At 39.0% G+C, this 17,565-nt stretch carries 17 protein-coding genes; 8 read left to right on the top strand and 9 right to left on the bottom strand.

Translation table 11 applies throughout. From position 1 onward, the window contains the following. Positions 1 to 335 precede the first annotated feature (335 nt). The 5 genes from AWW73_RS04820 to AWW73_RS04800 all read left to right on the top strand — a co-directional run bounded on the left by AWW73_RS04820 (position 336) and on the right by AWW73_RS04800 (position 5,733). A complete protein-coding gene (locus AWW73_RS04820; RefSeq protein WP_062848919.1) occupies positions 336 to 1,436 on the top strand; it encodes a polysaccharide biosynthesis/export family protein in 1,101 nt (366 codons plus the stop codon). A 4-nt stretch (positions 1,437 to 1,440) separates the two neighbouring features. Then, positions 1,441 to 1,869, top strand: coding sequence for a low molecular weight protein-tyrosine-phosphatase (locus tag AWW73_RS04815; protein WP_062848918.1), 429 nt, complete (start codon positions 1,441 to 1,443; stop codon positions 1,867 to 1,869). 18 nt (positions 1,870 to 1,887) lie between these two features. Next, positions 1,888 to 4,071, top strand: coding sequence for a polysaccharide biosynthesis tyrosine autokinase (locus tag AWW73_RS04810; protein ID WP_062848917.1), 2,184 nt, complete (start codon positions 1,888 to 1,890; stop codon positions 4,069 to 4,071). Between the two features lie 191 nt (positions 4,072 to 4,262). Further along, positions 4,263 to 4,988: a BamJ family beta-barrel-assembly machinery protein gene (locus tag AWW73_RS04805; RefSeq protein WP_062848916.1), complete on the top strand. Its 726-nt coding sequence runs from the start codon at positions 4,263 to 4,265 to the stop codon at positions 4,986 to 4,988. Positions 4,989 to 5,037: 49 nt separating this feature from the next. Further along, entirely contained in the window at positions 5,038 to 5,733 is a 696-nt protein-coding gene (locus AWW73_RS04800; protein WP_061874709.1) for a BamJ family beta-barrel-assembly machinery protein, read from the top strand. 48 nt (positions 5,734 to 5,781) lie between these two features. Here AWW73_RS04800 and murJ read toward each other — a convergent pair whose 3' ends face one another. Together murJ and ampD are read right to left on the bottom strand one after the other, a co-directional pair. Beyond that, positions 5,782 to 7,332, bottom strand: coding sequence for a murein biosynthesis integral membrane protein MurJ (gene murJ, locus AWW73_RS04795; RefSeq protein WP_171254631.1), 1,551 nt, complete (start codon positions 7,330 to 7,332; stop codon positions 5,782 to 5,784). Positions 7,333 to 7,404: 72 nt separating this feature from the next. After that, on the bottom strand, positions 7,405 to 7,974 hold the full coding sequence (gene ampD, locus AWW73_RS04790) for a 1,6-anhydro-N-acetylmuramyl-L-alanine amidase AmpD (RefSeq protein ID WP_016143958.1): 570 nt from the start codon (positions 7,972 to 7,974) through the stop codon (positions 7,405 to 7,407). Positions 7,975 to 8,145: 171 nt separating this feature from the next. On the opposite strand from ampD, the gene nadC reads away from it, so the two are divergent. Continuing rightward, a complete protein-coding gene (gene nadC, locus AWW73_RS04785) occupies positions 8,146 to 8,991 on the top strand; it encodes a carboxylating nicotinate-nucleotide diphosphorylase (RefSeq protein WP_062848914.1) in 846 nt (281 codons plus the stop codon). Here the strand turns inward: nadC and AWW73_RS18380 are convergent. The 6 genes from AWW73_RS18380 to AWW73_RS04765 all read right to left on the bottom strand — a co-directional run bounded on the left by AWW73_RS18380 (position 8,988) and on the right by AWW73_RS04765 (position 15,190). Continuing rightward, complete coding sequence (locus AWW73_RS18380) at positions 8,988 to 9,155, bottom strand: ABZJ_00068 family colistin stress protein (protein ID WP_057104676.1); 168 nt, start codon at positions 9,153 to 9,155, stop codon at positions 8,988 to 8,990. The genes nadC and AWW73_RS18380 overlap by 4 nt on opposite strands. A 463-nt stretch (positions 9,156 to 9,618) precedes the next feature. Next, entirely contained in the window at positions 9,619 to 11,787 is a 2,169-nt protein-coding gene (locus tag AWW73_RS04780; RefSeq protein WP_062848913.1) for a phosphocholine-specific phospholipase C, read from the bottom strand. A 21-nt stretch (positions 11,788 to 11,808) separates the two neighbouring features. After that, positions 11,809 to 12,033 (bottom strand): hypothetical protein, encoded by a 225-nt coding sequence (locus AWW73_RS18900; protein WP_050589390.1) that lies wholly within the window; start codon positions 12,031 to 12,033, stop codon positions 11,809 to 11,811. Between the two features lie 42 nt (positions 12,034 to 12,075). Then, a complete protein-coding gene (gene rph, locus AWW73_RS04775) occupies positions 12,076 to 12,792 on the bottom strand; it encodes a ribonuclease PH (RefSeq protein WP_002120794.1) in 717 nt (238 codons plus the stop codon). A gap of 175 nt (positions 12,793 to 12,967) precedes the next feature. Beyond that, on the bottom strand, positions 12,968 to 14,131 hold the full coding sequence (locus AWW73_RS04770; RefSeq protein ID WP_062848912.1) for a fatty acid desaturase family protein: 1,164 nt from the start codon (positions 14,129 to 14,131) through the stop codon (positions 12,968 to 12,970). A gap of 33 nt (positions 14,132 to 14,164) precedes the next feature. Continuing rightward, positions 14,165 to 15,190, bottom strand: a complete 1,026-nt coding sequence (locus AWW73_RS04765; protein WP_062848911.1) for a ferredoxin reductase — start codon at positions 15,188 to 15,190, stop codon at positions 14,165 to 14,167. Positions 15,191 to 15,363: 173 nt separating this feature from the next. Between AWW73_RS04765 and AWW73_RS04760 the strand changes: the two genes are divergently transcribed. Both AWW73_RS04760 and AWW73_RS04755 read left to right on the top strand, forming a co-directional pair. Continuing rightward, positions 15,364 to 16,002: a TetR family transcriptional regulator gene (locus tag AWW73_RS04760; RefSeq protein WP_057104679.1), complete on the top strand. Its 639-nt coding sequence runs from the start codon at positions 15,364 to 15,366 to the stop codon at positions 16,000 to 16,002. Positions 16,003 to 16,138: 136 nt separating this feature from the next. Beyond that, on the top strand, positions 16,139 to 16,786 hold the full coding sequence (locus AWW73_RS04755; RefSeq protein ID WP_002120773.1) for a TetR/AcrR family transcriptional regulator: 648 nt from the start codon (positions 16,139 to 16,141) through the stop codon (positions 16,784 to 16,786). Positions 16,787 to 16,873: 87 nt separating this feature from the next. Here AWW73_RS04755 and AWW73_RS04750 read toward each other — a convergent pair whose 3' ends face one another. Beyond that, a complete protein-coding gene (locus tag AWW73_RS04750) occupies positions 16,874 to 17,491 on the bottom strand; it encodes a thiol:disulfide interchange protein DsbA/DsbL (protein WP_062848910.1) in 618 nt (205 codons plus the stop codon). Positions 17,492 to 17,565: the final 74 nt, after the last annotated feature.

Genomic DNA, 17,565 nt, shown 5'->3' with positions numbered 1-17,565 from the left:
TTGTATATATTAAATAATGATACATGTTGACCGAATATCGTCGTGCGTAACTATATCAGTTTTTTTTTAATCCCCGTAACTCATTTGTATAAATGTGTTTACAATACAAATGCCGCCTGTTAAAGAATATATTTTTAGTCTCCCTTTTTAACATTCCAATCGATTTTTTATACTCAACTTGACCTATATATATAAACTAAACATACAAAGCTCTACTATTTTTCGGTGTTTTTTGATTTCTTTTCAGCTAGAATCTGTTCATCCTGCGTTTAATAGATACTTGTTACTATGCAGTGGACGATATCAATTAAAGATAAATACACAAAGGGTTGCGTGTGAAGTATTGCCAGTTTTTTTCTATTCTTGCCTTAAGTTTGAGTGCTGCCAGCTGTGCGGTTACTTCGGGTTTACAAACTTACGATATTCCAAGTGAAGGGATTTATAAAACAGATCTCGGCACCACAGTTAATGTCGTTAAAATTTCTCAAGAAACAATACCAGCAATTCAACCTGCTCAAATTGACTATCAACGCGACTATGCAAGCTTATTTAAAACTCAGCAATCTATTTATCGCCTGAGTCCAGGAGATGTTCTCTCTATTCAACTGTGGGCGTACCCTGAAATTACTCCTCCTATTAATGGGATTAGTAACGAGCAATCTATTCAAGCTAACGGCTATCCAATTGACCAAACCGGTTACATTCAATTCCCTCTAGTTGGCCGTTATAAAGCTTCTGGAAAAACGCTTGCTCAAGTAAACCGCGAGCTTCGTAGTCAGCTTGCTCGTTTTTTGAAGAATCCAGACGTTGTAGTTCGAGTAGTCTCTTATGAGGGTCAGCGCTTCTCAGTACAAGGTAGTGTTACTAAAGGTGGTCAATTTTATTTAAGTGATCAACCTGTTAGTATTTATACTGCATTAGGGTTAGCTGGTGGTGTAACTACAACTGGCGATAACACTTATATTCAACTCATTCGAAATGGCCGAACCTATAACTTAAATACGATCGATTTAGAAAAAGCTGGATATTCCTTACATAAACTACTCGTTCAACCGAACGATACCATTTATGTAAGCAGTCGTGAAAACCAGAAGATCTATGTAATGGGGGAAGCTGGAAAAAGTCAAGCCTTACCAATGCGTGATCAAGGTATGACTTTAAGTGATGCATTAGGTGAAAGTTTAGGTATTAATCCAGCTTCTGGTAGTGCAAGTAAGATTTATGTAGTTCGTACTAATCCAAACGATCATACTACTGAAATTTATCATTTAAACCTATTAAGTATTGGTGACTTTGGTTTAGCTAATCAGTTTAGACTACGTAGTAATGATATTGTCTATGTTGATGCGACAGGCTTGACACGTTGGCAGCGCGTGGTTAACCAGATTATTCCATTCTCAAATGCTTTATACAATATAGATCGTTTGGGACAATAAAATTATGCAAATCAAAAATATTTTGGTGGTTTGTATTGGAAATATCTGCCGTAGCCCTATGGCTGAATACTTCTTGAAACAACAATACCCCCAATTAAATATTGAGTCTGCTGGCATCTCTGGACTCGTAGGGCATCAAGCAGATAATAAAGCGCAACTTTGTATGCAGCGCCTTGGTATCGATATGATGCCTCATATCGCAAGAAAGCTAAATGCCGAACATATTAAAAAAGCTGACCTTATTTTGGTCATGAGTCTCAACCAGCAAAAGCATATTGAACAAACTTGGCCCTTTGCAAAAGGTAAAATCTATCGCTTAGGGCATTGGCAGAACAAAAATGTGCCAGATCCTTATCAGCATGATCAAGCGGTTTTTGATGAAACCTGCCAACTTATTCAACAGTGTATTGCTGACTGGAAACCTTATATTTAACGCCAAGATTTTAAGCTTATGAACCAAAATACCAATACCGAAGATACAATTGATTTAAAAGAATTGTTTTTTTCACTAATTGCCCAATGGAAACTAATTGCGCTCTGCATTATTTTGAGCCTCGTATGCGCTTTATTGTATTTACGCGTAACGCCAGATACCTATTCGGTAGATGCTTTGGTTCAAGTTGAAGATAGTAAAGGGGCTTCTGCCGCTCTTTTAGGTGAACTATCGAATGTTATGGAGCAAAAATCACCGGCCCAAGCAGAGATTGAAATTTTACAATCACGTCTGGTTTTAGGCTCTGTAATTAAAAACTTACATCTTGATATACAAGTTTCCAGTACGGACGATACCCTTTCTCATCGCTTATTAAGTGATACTGATTATAAAACTGAATACACTAAAGACGCTGTTTTATTTAAAGATGGGCTAAAAAGTTTTGAAATACGTCAATTTGAAATTCCAGCTTACTATTTAGATAGAAATTTAATCCTTAATTTTGATAAACAATCCGTGCGTTTAAGTGATGCTAGTACTGAGCAGACAATTCTAACTGTACCACTTAATCAGTTAAATCAAGTCACAGGACCACATGGTACTTGGAAAGTTGCTGTTTTTACTAAAGATCAATTTGATACTCCTTATAATATTAAGCATTTATCTTTACCTGCAGCAGTAGGGTCAATTAGTTCAAATTATTCTGTAGCAGAGCAAGGCAAACTAACAGGTGTTCTAGGACTGACTTATCAAGGGCAAGATAAAGAACATATTACTAAAGTTTTAAATGCGATTTTGGCAACTTATAGTGCTCAAAATATTGAGCGTCGCTCAGCAGAATCAGCTCAAACATTAAAATTCTTAGATGAACAACTGCCCGATTTGAAGAAACAACTAGATGATGCGGAGCGTGAATTTAATAAATTCCGTCAACAATATAATACAGTTGATGTGACTAAAGAGTCTGAGCTATATTTAACTCAAAGTATCACTTTAGAAACTAAAAAAGCTGAGCTTGAACAAAAGCAAGCTGAAATGGTCGCAAAGTATACTGCCGAACACCCTGCAATGCGTGAAATTAATGGACAACTCGCAGCCATTAATAAACAAATTGGTGAGCTTAATAGCACATTAAAACAATTACCGGATGTACAGCGCCAGTATTTACAGCTTTATCGTGAAGTTGAAGTAAAAACTCAACTCTACACGGCTCTTTTAAACTCATACCAACAACTTCGTATTGCTAAAGCTGGTGAAATTGGTAATGTACGTATTGTTGATACGGCTATTGAACCTGTTCAGCCTATTAAGCCGAAAAAGCTTTTGATTCTTATTTTATCTGTTTTTGTTGGTGGAGTTATTGGAGCTATAATTGCGTTACTACGTAATATGTTACGTACAGGTATCAAAGATTCAGGACAAATAGAAAATGAACTAGATCTACCAGTTTATGCAACAGTTCCACGCTCTCCAATTCAAGAAAGTCGTATTAAAATTTTAAAGAAGAAGAAGAGTATTCCTATTCTTGCTGTTAAAAACAGTGATGATATTGCTATCGAAAGCTTACGTAGCATTCGTACAGCCATTCATTTTGCTTTAACAAATGCTAAGAATAATATCATCATGATTGCTGGCCCTTCTCCTGAAGTAGGCAAATCATTTATTTCGACTAACCTTGCAACGATTTTTGCGCAAGGTAATAAACGCGTCTTGCTCATTGATGCTGACATGCGCCGTGGTTATATGCATAAGTACTTCGATGTAGATGTAAAACCTGGTCTTTCTGAACTACTAAGTGGACAGGCAGACTTTCAGCAGGTTCTTCACAAAACTCAAGTTGCTAATTTAGATGTGATTACTCGTGGTAAGAGTCCAACAAACCCTTCAGAAATCTTAAGCTCTAGTCAGTTTAAAGATTTGCTAGAAAAGGTTCAAAGTGAATATGACCACATCATTATTGATACTCCACCTGTCCTTGCAGTAACCGATGGTATTATTATTTCGCAATATACAGGTGTAAACTTAATTGTTGCCCGTTATGCTAAGTCGCAAATGAAAGAGCTTGAATTAACGCTTAATCGCTTTGAACAAGCAGGTGTTAAAGTCAACGGCTTTATTCTCAACGACATTCAACGTGCGAGTGCGGGCTACGGTTATGGTTATAACTACGCTTACGCATATAAAGCGCAAAAAGAAGATTAACCGAAAAGTGGTAAGAGAACCGGATCAAATGATCCGGTTTTTTATTTAAGGTTTTTTTAAGTCTATCCCTACTAAAACTAACTAAAATATATAAAAAACCACTCGTTTTTTTTCTTAAACATTCTATGCTTAAGCATGCTAAGATCAAAAGCAGCCTTTTTAGACTCAAATGATTATTTTTGGAACCTTTTATGAGTAAAGCCTTACCCATTGCTGTCGCTGTAGTTTTAGGCGGTGCTGCACTTGTACCAGTTTATTATGCAAGCCAACATCCGACCACAGAAGTCGGAAGCAAAGCAAATAAAAATGCCTCTCCAATTGAAAAAATCAGTTATGTTCTTGGGTACGAAGTTGCTCAGCAAACTCCACCAGAGCTAGACACAAAATCATTTGTGAAGGGGATTCATGATGCTCGTAATAAGCAACCAAGTGCTTATACTCAAGAAGAGTTAAAAGCTGCTGTTACTGCTTATGAAAAAGAGTTGCAGCAAAAAATGCAACAAGAAGATAAACCAGAACAAGCTGCTGGAGCAGCGTCTGAATCTGCAGACGTTCAATTCCTTACAGAAAATAAAACAAAAGCTGGTGTAAAAACTACAGCGTCTGGTTTGCAATACATCATTACTAAAGAAGGCACAGGTAAACAACCAACTGCGCAATCTATGGTTAAAGTACATTACGAAGGCCGTTTAATTAATGGTCAAGTTTTTGATAGTTCTTATAAGCGCGGTGAACCAGTTGAGTTCCCACTCAATCAGGTTATTCCGGGTTGGACTGAAGGCCTTCAACTCATGAAAGAAGGCGGTAAAGCGACGTTCTTTATTCCATCTAATCTTGCTTATGGACCTCAGGAACTTCCTGGTATTCCAGCAAACAGTACGCTGATTTTTGATGTAGAACTCATTTCAGTGAAATAAAAACATTCAGGAGAGTAAAACAGTACTCTCCTTTTTTTTGGAAAACGGCATGAAAAAAATCGGTTTAATTATTGCAACATCAACAATGAGCTTATCTGTTTTTGCTGCTGCACCTATCACTAATAAAAGCCCAGCAAAAGAACAGTTTAGCTATAGTTATGGCTATCTAATGGGTCGTAACAATACTGATGCGTTAAAGGATCTAAATCTTGATATTTTTTACCAAGGCTTACAGGAAGGTGCTCAGAGTAAAACAGCACGTTTAACCGATGAAGAAATGGCGAAAGCGATTAATGATTATAAAAAAACTTTAGAAGCTAAGCAGCTGGTTGAGTTTCAAAAAGCAGGTCAACAAAATGCTCAGGCTGGCACTGCATTTCTAGCTGATAATGCAAAAAAATCGGGTGTAATCACAACTAAATCAGGTCTCCAATACCAAGTGTTAAAAGAAGGGACAGGTAAAAAACCAAAAGCCGCATCACGTGTGAAAGTGAATTATGAAGGTCGTTTACTCGACGGCACTGTATTTGACAGCTCAATCGCACGTAATCAACCAGTTGAGTTCCAGCTTAGCCAAGTGATTGCAGGCTGGACTGAAGGTCTACAAACGATGAAAGAAGGTGGTAAAACTCGTTTCTTTATCCCTGCAAATCTTGCTTACGGTGAAGTCGGTGCAGGTGACACGATTGGCCCGAATAGTACTTTAATTTTCGATATTGAATTACTACAAGTTTTGCCAAAATAAATGTATTAGATATAAAAAAAGCGATCATTTAAGATCGCTTTTTTATTTTTAGTGTTTTAAATCTCTAGGTCGAAAACCTGTAAGGATCAAACCGATCAGGTAAGCAATTATCCCAACCACGCATAGCCCTACAACTTCTGCAACACGAAGCCACTGTGAAAGCTCGCCGTTATACCAGTTTAGCCCAAACCAAAGTGCTGCAATCATGGCAAGGTTTGCTAAACCATATTGAAGTCCTAATTTTTTCCAATGTGAACCAAATCGGAAAATATTACGCTTATGCAAATAGAAGTAGAGTAGACCTGCATTCACCAAAGCTGAACCTGAAGACGCTAGTGCAAGTGCCATGTGTTCTGCATGCCAATCAATAAGCTTAAAGAAGCTAATAAATACAACGTTTAAAATAGCATTGGCTGCAACTGACATTAAGCCTACACGCACTGGTGTTTTCGTGTCTTGTTGTGCATAGAAACCAGGCGCAAATACTTTAATAAGCATGAAAGAAATTACACCAGCACTCATACACTGCAATGCTAGAGCTGTCATTTGGGTATCACGTAAATCAAACTCACCACGCTGGAATAATGCTTGAATAATCGGTGTTGAAAGCATAAATAAAGCAATACTTGCTGGTAATCCTACCAATACGATGACTTTTGCAGCCCAGTCGATCATACTACGAAACTTTGCTTGATCTTGCTCTGCATGACGAGCAGAAAGTGAAGGTAAAATTACTGTACCAATCGCAACACCGATTAAACCTAAAGGTAGCTCAGTCATACGCTCTGCACTATATAGCCAAGATACCGAACCATCTTGCATGAATGATGCCCAAATCGTATTTAACAGTAGGTTAATCTGAGTCACAGATACGCCAAATAATGCCGGAAGCATGAGTTTTAAAATACGTTCTACACCCTCATGCTTAAAATCAACTTTAGGTGGAATCAGCAGATTTTTACGCCACAATTCGGGAATCTGTATGGCTAACTGTAATACACCGGCCACAACAACTGACCAGCCTAATGCTTTGATTGGTTCAGCCATATACGGCGTAAGCCACCACGCCCCTGCAATCATCGCTACATTGAGTAAAACTGGCGAAAAAGCTGGTGAGGCAAATGAACCATAACTATTTAAGATACTACTGGCAAAAGCCGTGAGCGACATAAACATTAAATAGGGAATGGTCAAACGGAACATGCTGACAGCTAAATCGAACTTTGCAGGATCACTGTGAAAGCCAGGTGCGTACATATAAATGATTGCAGGTGCTAAAACCATAGCCACGAAAGTGAGTAAGGTCATGACTGTTAATAAACAGCCAAATACGCGACTAATTAAAATCTGTACTTCAGCGTGTGCTCGGCCCGTTTTATATTCAGTTAATACGGGAATAAATGCCTGAGAAAAAGCCCCTTCGGCAAATAGTCGTCGAAAGAAGTTGGGAATACGAAAAGCGACGACGAAGGTATCGAAATCTTTACCTGCACCAAACACGTTGAGCAATACGACGTCACGTACTAACCCTAATACTCGTGACAACATCGTCATTGCACTGACAATAAAAGTCGATCGCCACAATGCCATCGCACTCACCTACAGCTATATTCGAAAGACGCTATTGTAATGAAACTAAAAAATCTTTTCGTTGTGAAATGATGAACAAACTCAACTTTTTTTCTGAGCAAGTAATTGTCTAAAGTGCTGCCATTTAAAATGAGGACCCGGATCGGTTTTTCGGCCAGGTGCAATGTCTGAATGCCCGGCAATATGGTTTTTAATTTCTGGATAAGCTTGACGAATAACGGTAACAACATCTGTTAATACTTGATATTGTACTTCTTCAAAAGGTAAATCATCACTTCCTTCAAGTTCTATACCAATTGAATAATCATTGCATTCTATTTTGGATAAATAGCTAGAACGGCCTGCATGCCATGCCCGATCATTAAAATTAACAAACTGTAGAACTTCACCAGTTCGTAAAATCAACAAATGCGTAGAAACTTGCATGCCTTCAATGGTCTGAAAATAAGGATGAACTGACCAATCTAACTTGTTTTGAAAAAACTGCTCAATATAGCCGCCTCCAAATTGAGACGGTGGCAAACTAATATTATGAACCACAATCATTTGAATTTCGGTACCAGTCGGACGCTGGTTAAAATTTGGAGAAGGGATTTGTCTCGCCCCTTTTAATTGTCCATCTATAACTTCATACGCTGTGATTTGCTTCATTGAGACGCCAATAAATTGCTTGCCAATTATTCTAGTTTAAAACAGTTATCTACTTTTCAAAGTAGTAAATGCGATTGTTTATCGCGATTAATCTCATAAAACAGCTTATTTTTCAGGTCGACGATGCTAATATATCGCAAGTTTTAGGGTCATCGACAAAATGGAAACCGTATGAGCATACCTCAGTCTTTGCTTGAACAATCAATTCAAATCAATATTCAACAAGCATTACAAGAAGATATTGGGGACGGTGACATTACCGCTATGCTCACACCTGAAGAGGAGCAAGCCACTGCAACCATTATTAGCCGTGAAGATATGGTTTTAGCTGGTCAACCTTGGGTAAATGCACTCATCTCAGCTTATGACAATACTGTTCAGGTGACTTGGTTAAAACAAGAAGGTGAGTGTGTTGCGGCAAACGAAGCGTTTTTAAAACTTGCAGGTTCTGCACGTAGTTTACTTACTGTAGAGCGCCCTGCTTTAAATTTTATTCAAACTTTATCTGCTGTTGCCACTAAAACAGCCGAATATGTACAGCATCTTGAAGGCTTAAATACAAAACTTCTCGATACGCGAAAAACCTTACCGGGCTTACGTATTGCACAAAAATATGCCGTAGCTGTCGGTGGCGGACAAAATCACCGTCTCGGTTTATTTGATGCATTCTTAATTAAAGAAAATCATATTATGGCAGCAGGTGGTATTGCCCAAGCAATTGCAAAAGCACATCAAATTGCGCCAGGCAAACCTGTTGAAGTCGAAGTCGAAACTTGGGATGAACTAAACCAAGCGCTTGAAGCTGGTGCGGACATTGTCATGCTAGACAATTTTAGCCAACAGCAAATGATCGATGCCGTAAATCATGTGGCAGGTCGCTGTAAACTCGAAGCTTCGGGCAATATCACCATTGAAAACTTACGCGAAGTTGCTACCACTGGTGTTGACTATATTTCTATGGGTGTCCTGACTAAAGACGTTAGAGCTGTTGATTTATCAATGCGTTTTAATGCTTAGATAAAATCTGCGTCATTATTGGTATTTTTTTGCGACTTGGTCATGTTTGCCGCTTGTGTTTTTTGCCATGCTGACTGAGTCGCTTGTGCCCCACTATCACGTGGGTCGGCAGCCATTAAAACAAATGTAACTACTGCTAATAATACAATAAAACCTTGTAGCATAAATTTTCCCCATTACTTTAAAAAATCAGGGTTTCAAGGTAAAAGATAAATATGACGAGGCTTAGGAGATTCTGTTACAAAAGGTAAGCCTTTATTTTTATTATTCATCTGTACAACAGCCTCTCCCGCAAATAAAGTTTTATATCAACAGCCTAAACCCTGTATTCGCTATCGTGGTGTGGGTATCTCGTTTCTCTATTCAGCCTATGTGACAGAGTCTTACCGCTTAGAATTTTTTGCCACCAGCTCATTCTGTTACTTTGGTTTTGCCCTGAATGGCGGCTAAAGCCATGCAAGACCAAAGGCATTGTCATCTGCAAAACCTGCCCCACTTTCATCCTCTATCCTATTTTGTTGCAAAAATAAGATCCTTATAGATTATAGACAGGTTGCAGATGACTTTTAGCACCAGTTAATGAGGAATAAATTCTAATACCCTCATTAAGGAAAAAAACTTAACAGCTTAAGACTCTAAATAACCCATATACGGATCAGAAATTGAATCCTCTTGAGTTTCTATACGACCTGCGAAACGACGACTGAAAGTAGCATCATCAGCTAAAGTCACAGTGAAGTCATACCAACCACCAAATTCAGACATATCCCAAACTAATTCTTTTTCAGAACTATTCGTTTCAATAGTCCATGTCTTGTTTGGCAGATAAGCATTTGCCTTGACAGTGAGCTTGACTGACTTATTACCATCATGACGCACTTTTAAATACAAATTCGCATCACACTCTTCCACACATACTCTAATTTCCGGTAATGCTTGAGTCTGGTTAGCTTGACTCAAATTACCTTTAAATGCACGGTGGAAACCATTTGGTCCAAGTACCCACAAATCATACTGCCCATTTGTAGCATTCCATACATCATCGAGTTGTTTACCCGCCTCAACCATATAACGACGTGGAATTGCTGTTAGATCTAATCGGTTATAAACATGGAAAACGGCTGCCTGTTTACCCGTATTTGAGAACATCAGCTTAACCGTTTTTTGAGTAGCATCGACTTTGGCACTAGTGTGCAAAATATATGGCAAAGCACGTGATGGCCGAATTCCCATTTCTTGCTGAGGAAATTGCTGCTGAATTGGAACAGGAACTTGTGGCAATAAAGCTTGAGCAACACGAATCGCATCGGCTTCGGCTTTGGTTTTCTTCCCATCGAGTTCAGCAACAGGCAGAAGGTTCGGTGTTTTAAAATTAAATGCTGTCGTTAAATCACCACATACAGCACGGCGGTATGGACTAATGTTAGGCTCTTGCACACCAAAGCGTTTTTCTAAGAACTGTAAAATAGAGGTATGATCGAAGACCTGAGAGTTCACCCAACCACCACGGCTCCACGGTGAAATCACATACATTGGAACACGTACACCCGGCCCATACACTCGACCGTCTGGCTTAGGTTGAGATTTTGAAGTCGCTACTGCTGGATGGTTAAAGTATTCATAAGATACTTGCTGATCATTTAAAGTCGTTTTCCCATATACAACACCGTTTACATCTTTAGACGGCGCACTTGGTGATGGAACATGGTCAAAGAAACCATCATTTTCATCGAAGTTCACCAATAAAACGGTTTGGCTCCACAGCTCAGGGTTTTCAGTTAATGCATTTAATACTTCCTGAATATACCAAGCACCTTGTACAGGACTAGATGGCCCTGGATGTTCACTGTAAGTTGCAGGAGCGACCAGCCAACTCACTTGCGGTAATTTACCTTGAGCGATATCTGCTTTAAAACTACCTAAAAAACCACCGTCTGGCATGGTATTAGCAATACCTTTGTAAAGTGGTTGAGTCGCATCAATCTTTTCATTATATGCTGGACACGTTAGTGTATCGTTACTGACAGGTTGTCCAGATTGCTCATTTGCACGGCGATATTGTTTGAAACCAGCTAGGGGGTTATCAGTAAAGTTATCCGGCATATTTTGATAAACTTTCCATGTCACACCTGCCTGCTGTAAACGCTCAGGATACGTCGTCCATTCATAACCTTCTGTTGATGCCCCAATCCCATCAAATTCATTTACCACACTCGCAACACCTGCGCCTGTAGGTCCATTGGTTCCCGTCCAGATAAATTTACGGTTCGGGTTAGTTCCCGCGTGCATAGCGCAGTGGTAGGCATCACAAATGGTAAATGCGTTGGCTAAGGCAAATTGATATTCAACTTCTTGTTTTTTGTAATAACCCATCGACTGCGGTTTTTTATAAGCGACCCAATCGCTCATGCGACCATTGTCCCAAGCTGCTTGGCCATCAGACCATGAATGAGGTGTACCTGAAACGCGCTGTGCGTTTCCTAAACGGCTATCTAAATGGTAAGGCAATACTTTCTTTTTATTCGCATCATATTGTTCCCAAACCTTGCGGCTTTCTGTCATTGGAATCGTAAAACGATCACCAAAACCACGTACACCTTTTAATGTTCCGAAATAGTTATCGAAAGAACGGTTTTCTTGGGTCAAAATCACGATGTGTTTAACATCTTGAATAGTTCCACTTTCAACTTTGGCATCAATAGCTAAGGCTTTTTGAATACTCAGCGGGAAACTCGCTAAAGCAGCTGTCCCAAACATGGTTTTTGTAGAATTTAAGAGAAATTCGCGACGATTCATTAGTTCTATCCTGAGTTCTTATTATGGTGCACAGTGCATTTTGCAATTACTGGTCGGCGGTGTTGTAGGCGATGAATTATCTGAGTCGTTATCATCGTTACAAGCACTGAGCATGAGTGCTAAAGATGTAATTAATAAAAGTGAAAGTTTTCGCATTGGTTTTTCCAAACGGTTTAAATGCGAACTACTAATAAAGCGTAAAAGTGACAGGCAAGTGATGTTTTTATGTCGGTTTGATGAAGGCATAAAAAAACGCATCCAAAGATGCGTTTTTTAGAAAGCGTAAAATTACCAGCCTAAAGCTTCTTGTTGCTTTTTAATGAGCTCGGCAATTCCTTTTTCAGCCATTTCTAACATGGCATTGCTTTGAGCACGGGTAAATGGTTTGTCTTCGGCAGTACCTTGAATTTCAATAAACTCGCCAGCTTGAGTCATCACCACGTTTAAGTCAGTTTGACAGTTCGAGTCTTCTTCATAGCAAAGATCAAGCAATACTTCGTCTTGATACATACCGACAGAAATTGCAGCAACCAACCCTTTAAGCGGATCATGCTTAATTTTCTTTTGAGACAATAAAACATTCATTGCATCAACTAATGCTACAGCCGCACCAGTGATTGAAGCAGTACGTGTACCACCATCAGCCTGAATTACATCGCAGTCGATCGTAATCGTGTTTTCACCAAGCTTTTTCAAATCAACCATAGCACGTAAGCTACGACCAATTAAGCGCTGGATTTCCTGAGTACGACCAGTTTGCTTACCACGAGCCGCTTCACGATCACAACGTGAATGTGTTGAGCGCGGTAACATGCCATATTCTGCTGTTACCCAGCCTTGACCTTGGCCTTTTAAAAAGCGTGGCACTGAGTTATCAATGCTTGCAGTACAAAGGACTTTGGTGTGACCAAATTCGACCAGCACAGAACCTTCAGCATAACGGGTGTAGTTGCGTGTAATTTTCACTTCACGTAATTGGTCTAATGCACGTTGGTCAATACGCATAATCCTTCCTAACTTCTCTTAAATACAAACTTGGGCATAGTATAGCAAAGGATTTTGACAGGTTGAGTTTATTCCCTACTTTCAAATGTAAGTCTGCAATTTTCATGACTCGAAAAATAAAAATAGCCCCTAAAAAGGGGCTATTTGAAATGCTTTAAATAGTGCTCTATCTTTATTAAGCAGCTTTGCCAAACATGCCTTTCACCACCTCAACAAAGGTCCGTTTGGTCGCTACCAAACGATCAACTACATTGTCAGGTAAAGAGTGAACAGCCAGACGTTTATAAACACTCACAATTTGAGATCCAAAGGGTGCGGTATTGTACTGTTGACCGAACTCTGCACAAACTTCACGTACTTTAGGTGCCATCTCTTGATAGCGGTTGGCAGGTACATCAGGAAACAAGTGATGCTCGATTTGATGGCTCAAGTTACCGCTCAAGAAATGCATGATTTTACCGCCAGTAAAGTTTGCTGAACCGCGAATCTGACGCAAGTACCACTCTGCTTTAGTTTCATTATCAATATTGTCAGTGATAATTTCAGAGTCTTCTGTGAAATGACCACAATAAATCACGGTCGATGCCCAGTAGTTGCGGATCAAATTAGCAAAAAAGTTACCAACCAATACTGGCAAGAACATTGGTCCTGCAATTAGTGGGAATAGCACATAATCTTTACCAAATTGACGTACCATTTTTTTACGTAGATTTTTAGATTCTACATACACTTCTTTCCAAGTTTTGGTGCCATCAAACAACACTTTTTCCATCTCTAGACGTTGCAAAGCCAGTAGCCATTCAAAACCCGTTGACAATACAAAACCCATTGGCACGTTGAATAAAAAACGGGGTTCCCACTTTTGCTCACGACTCATGCGCATCACACCATAACCGCTGATATCATGATCCATGCCAAACACATTGGTATAGGTATGATGCTTATAGTTATGGGTATATTTCCAGTCTTCACCAGTACACACCGTATCCCAGTCATAGGTTGCGCCGTTAAGCGTTGGGTCATTTAACCAGTCAAACTGACCATGCATCACATTATGACCGAGTTCCATGTTTTCAACGATTTTAGATATACCTAGCATAGCCGTACCCAACAACCATACTGGTGGAATCCAACCACCAAACATCAACATGCCACGTGATGCAATTTCGGTGTAGCGTACAAAATTACGTACTTTGTAAATATATTTTGCATCTTGCTCACCCAGACTTTGCATAACATCTTGACGAATCTGCTCAATACGGCGACCAAAAGCTTCTGTTTGCTCTGGGGTTAAATGTGCCGATTTCGATGTTGCTTTAAGTTCCACTGCCATATTCATAAGGGTATCCTCAAATCTCTTTTATGTTTGTTTTTATAGATCAATCGTGACTGGGCTAAGGGCTTGGTTCACGCATAACTTAATTGCACGATTTGGTTGATCGTCAATTTCACCTGTTAATATATTCTGGGTGACACCACTGACTTTGGTACACGTACATTGGTTACATACACCCATACGGCAACCATGCTGTGGACGTAAGCCAGCTTGCTCTGCACTGCTTAATAATGTTGTCGTGGCAATAAAGTTTTGTTGCGAACGACGAAATACGATGGGTTGTGCTTCATTAGACTGTTCGATTTGAACAGGCATGAAAAACTCTTGATGAAGCTGGGACTCCGCACTTTGCTGAACATAAATTTCATTTGCCTGCTGCATCATGCCGTGATGACCACACACATACGTTGCAGTCTGCGCGTAGTCAGGAACCAACTTTTGCAGTAATTTTTCAGTTAAATGCTGCTTTTGCTCGGCTGTATTAAAAAAATGATAGTGAAGCTCGGGATGCTTTTCTGCCAAAGCTTTTAATTCAGCATGAAAAATTTCAGCACGATTAAAATAAATGACATGAATTTGGTTAAGCTGCTGTTTCAACGCTTGCTGTAAAAGTGAATAAATTGCAGTAATGCCACTACCTGACGCAATTAAAATTGCAGGATGCTGACCTTGGTGCAAAGTAAAATCACCTTGTGGCTGGGAAATCTCAATGCATTCTCCAACATGTAATCGTTGAGCTGCACTCGACACTAAGCCTTGTACTTTAATACCTAAAGCGATTTCACCTTGAGGAGTTACTTCAATAATTGAGTAACTACGTTGTTGGTAAACGCCATCGATGAGCAAAGTCAGCAAAATACTTTGACCTGCGCGGACCTGATCGAAATTAAAATTACGATTCGGTTTAAGCTTGATAAGCACCATATCGGTATGCAGTGGCTGAACTGCAGTAACTTCTGCAAGTACCCTTTTCCACGCCCAAGTCACGTTAATTTTCTGTAAGACAAAATCAACGAAATCTTCTCGAACCCAATGTGGCTGATAGCTAAGTGTTGCGTTCATACGTTCCTCTTTTGTATCTGGCTATTTATTTGAGTGAACACATGTTCGTATAGTGAACATATGTACACTATATTTATAACTGTTCACTCAGTCAACACTTGTTCACTATTTTTTTTATGAAAGTTTGCTCTTTTTTGTTAGACTTTGGCTCACGGTTTAAATAGGTTCTTTTAATGTCGATACGGGATGAACGAAAACAGCAAAGTCGTCAGGCACTTCTAGATGCAGCCTTGCATCTGAGCACGTCTGGGCGTTCGTTCAGTAGTATCAGCTTGCGTGAAGTTGCACGTGAAGTAGGTTTAGTACCGACAGCCTTCTACCGCCATTTTCAGGACATGGATGAGCTCGGCAAAGAACTGGTTGATCAAGTTGCCCTACATTTAAAAAGTGTTTTACATCAACTAGGACAAAGTTACTTACAGCATAAATCTGCTAAAACCCAAACCAGTATTGAGCTATTTGTGCAGGCGGTGAATCATAGCCCTAAACAGTGGCAATTTATGATTGCTGAACGTTGGGGAGGTTCAGAAACGGTTCGTGCAGCAATTGCGCGAGAAATCGAATTTTTGATTGAAGATCTAACAACTGATCTTACCAAACTCGAAAATTTTAAACATATTCAAAATCCTCAAGACCTAAATGTCTTATCTACCATCTTGACTAATATGTCATTTACATGGGCAATGACGTGGTTCAACCTATCGAAACAATATCAAGGTGAACAGCTCAAGCTGCAACAAACTGCCTTTATTGAAAATGCTTCTACACAAGTTCGCTTACTCTTTAGAGGGATTGCAAACTGGGAACGATAGAAGCGGCAAATGACAAAAAACAGGTTATGTGGTAATACGTAAAGGGAGAAAGAAAAAGGCTAAAATTTCGAGAAAAGTCTTTTTCTTTTTACAGGAAGTAAACTATTAGTTAGGCCAAACTGGTGTGGGAATACCTATGAATCTTGATCGTCATACACAGTTTTTGATGCGTAAAGAAAAAATTCTGAGCGTGGCAGAAAAGTTGTTATTAGAAAACAATCAGGAAATTACTCTAGATGAGTTAGTGGCCGAGCTAGATATTGCTAAAGGCACACTTTACAAGCATTTTAGAAGTAAAAATGAGCTTCTACTTGAGCTCATTATTCAAAATGAAAAGCAAATTTTAGAAATTTCTAAAAAATATAATACAGATTTCAAAGAGTATGCTCCTCATTATATGCTTCATCATTTGCTTGCACCAGGTAAAACGATTCTATTGCATCAACTTGAAGAAAATCTGACGATGACAGAATCTAAGTTGAAGCATCTTTTCGAAGAGCTGTATGAAATTCGTCAACAGCGTATTTTAGCCATTAAAGATATTACCGAAAATTATTTAAAATCATTGAATTATGACATGTCGATTCGTGATTATTTATCTTATATCTGGTCACTGACTTATGGTGCATCACTGCTTTTAAATTCTACCTATTACCAACGTTCGATTGGTTCTCGCCAAAAATTAATTAATTTATATATTAATCAGGCATTATCGCTACCGACTCAAACAGCTAATTTTGACGTTTTAAATTTTCAGATTGAAGATGAAAATCAGCAAAATTAATTGAATTATTTCGTGATAGTTAACGATAAATTAAATATAAAAATGGGCTTCATATGAAGCCCATTTTTGAAGTAAAGCCTAAACAACTTATTTTGCTTTACGTTCTTTCTCAATTAAATAATTAACAACTTGAGTGACTTTACCATCTTCACCCTGCACAACATATTTACCATTCACGACAACTGCTGGTACGCCTGTTAATTGGTACTGTTGAGCAAGTTTATTTGACTCGGCAACTTTTGCAGTCACAGCAAACGAGTTATAAGTACTATTAAATTTCTGTTCAGGTACGCCATAACGAGTAAAGAACTTCGCAGCAGAAGCCTGATCAAAAATTTGTTGACCGTTCACCTGAATCGCATGGAATAGTGGTAAATGCGTGCGTTTACGTACACCTAATGCCTCAGATGTATAATATATACGCGCCCCTTGTTCCCACATTTTATTCATTGCAGCAGGTGTACGTACAAAACGCACATCTTTAGGAATCTGTTTTAACCACGTTTGCATATGCGGTTCAAGTTTAAAACAGTGCGGACAGCCATACCAAAAGAACTCTCGAACTTCGATTTTCCCCGGAACTTCCACTTTGCTTGGATTGGCAATCACGGTGTAGTCTTTACCAGCAACAAAATCTGCTGCCATTGCACTACCCGATACGGCCATAATTGCTGCACTCAAACCACCCAAAACCAATTTTTTCATTGCTACAGCTTTTCCTCTAAGTTGTTATGCATTAGCTTATGCTCTAAATATAAAACAAATATGCTAAATTCGTT

Source organism: Acinetobacter lactucae (assembly GCF_001605885.1).
GTDB lineage: Bacteria > Pseudomonadota > Gammaproteobacteria > Pseudomonadales > Moraxellaceae > Acinetobacter > Acinetobacter lactucae.
This window is presented reverse-complemented; position numbering and strand designations above follow the sequence as displayed.

What these genes read in the sequence shown, in the direction of transcription:
- AWW73_RS04815 (WP_062848918.1), top strand. Translation starts at nt 1,441, where the DNA reads ATGCAAATCAAAAATATTTTGGTGGTTTGTATTGGAAATATCTGCCGT.
- AWW73_RS04810 (WP_062848917.1), top strand. Translation starts at nt 1,888, where the DNA reads ATGAACCAAAATACCAATACCGAAGATACAATTGATTTAAAAGAATTG.
- AWW73_RS04805 (WP_062848916.1), top strand. Translation starts at nt 4,263, where the DNA reads ATGAGTAAAGCCTTACCCATTGCTGTCGCTGTAGTTTTAGGCGGTGCT.
- AWW73_RS04800 (WP_061874709.1), top strand. Translation starts at nt 5,038, where the DNA reads ATGAAAAAAATCGGTTTAATTATTGCAACATCAACAATGAGCTTATCT.
- ampD (WP_016143958.1), bottom strand. Translation starts at nt 7,974, where the DNA reads ATGAAGCAAATCACAGCGTATGAAGTTATAGATGGACAATTAAAAGGG.
- nadC (WP_062848914.1), top strand. Translation starts at nt 8,146, where the DNA reads ATGAGCATACCTCAGTCTTTGCTTGAACAATCAATTCAAATCAATATT.
- AWW73_RS18380 (WP_057104676.1), bottom strand. Translation starts at nt 9,155, where the DNA reads ATGCTACAAGGTTTTATTGTATTATTAGCAGTAGTTACATTTGTTTTA.
- AWW73_RS04780 (WP_062848913.1), bottom strand. Translation starts at nt 11,787, where the DNA reads ATGAATCGTCGCGAATTTCTCTTAAATTCTACAAAAACCATGTTTGGG.
- AWW73_RS18900 (WP_050589390.1), bottom strand. Translation starts at nt 12,033, where the DNA reads ATGCCTTCATCAAACCGACATAAAAACATCACTTGCCTGTCACTTTTA.
- rph (WP_002120794.1), bottom strand. Translation starts at nt 12,792, where the DNA reads ATGCGTATTGACCAACGTGCATTAGACCAATTACGTGAAGTGAAAATT.
- AWW73_RS04770 (WP_062848912.1), bottom strand. Translation starts at nt 14,131, where the DNA reads ATGAATATGGCAGTGGAACTTAAAGCAACATCGAAATCGGCACATTTA.
- AWW73_RS04765 (WP_062848911.1), bottom strand. Translation starts at nt 15,190, where the DNA reads ATGAACGCAACACTTAGCTATCAGCCACATTGGGTTCGAGAAGATTTC.
- AWW73_RS04760 (WP_057104679.1), top strand. Translation starts at nt 15,364, where the DNA reads ATGTCGATACGGGATGAACGAAAACAGCAAAGTCGTCAGGCACTTCTA.
- AWW73_RS04755 (WP_002120773.1), top strand. Translation starts at nt 16,139, where the DNA reads ATGAATCTTGATCGTCATACACAGTTTTTGATGCGTAAAGAAAAAATT.
- AWW73_RS04750 (WP_062848910.1), bottom strand. Translation starts at nt 17,491, where the DNA reads ATGAAAAAATTGGTTTTGGGTGGTTTGAGTGCAGCAATTATGGCCGTA.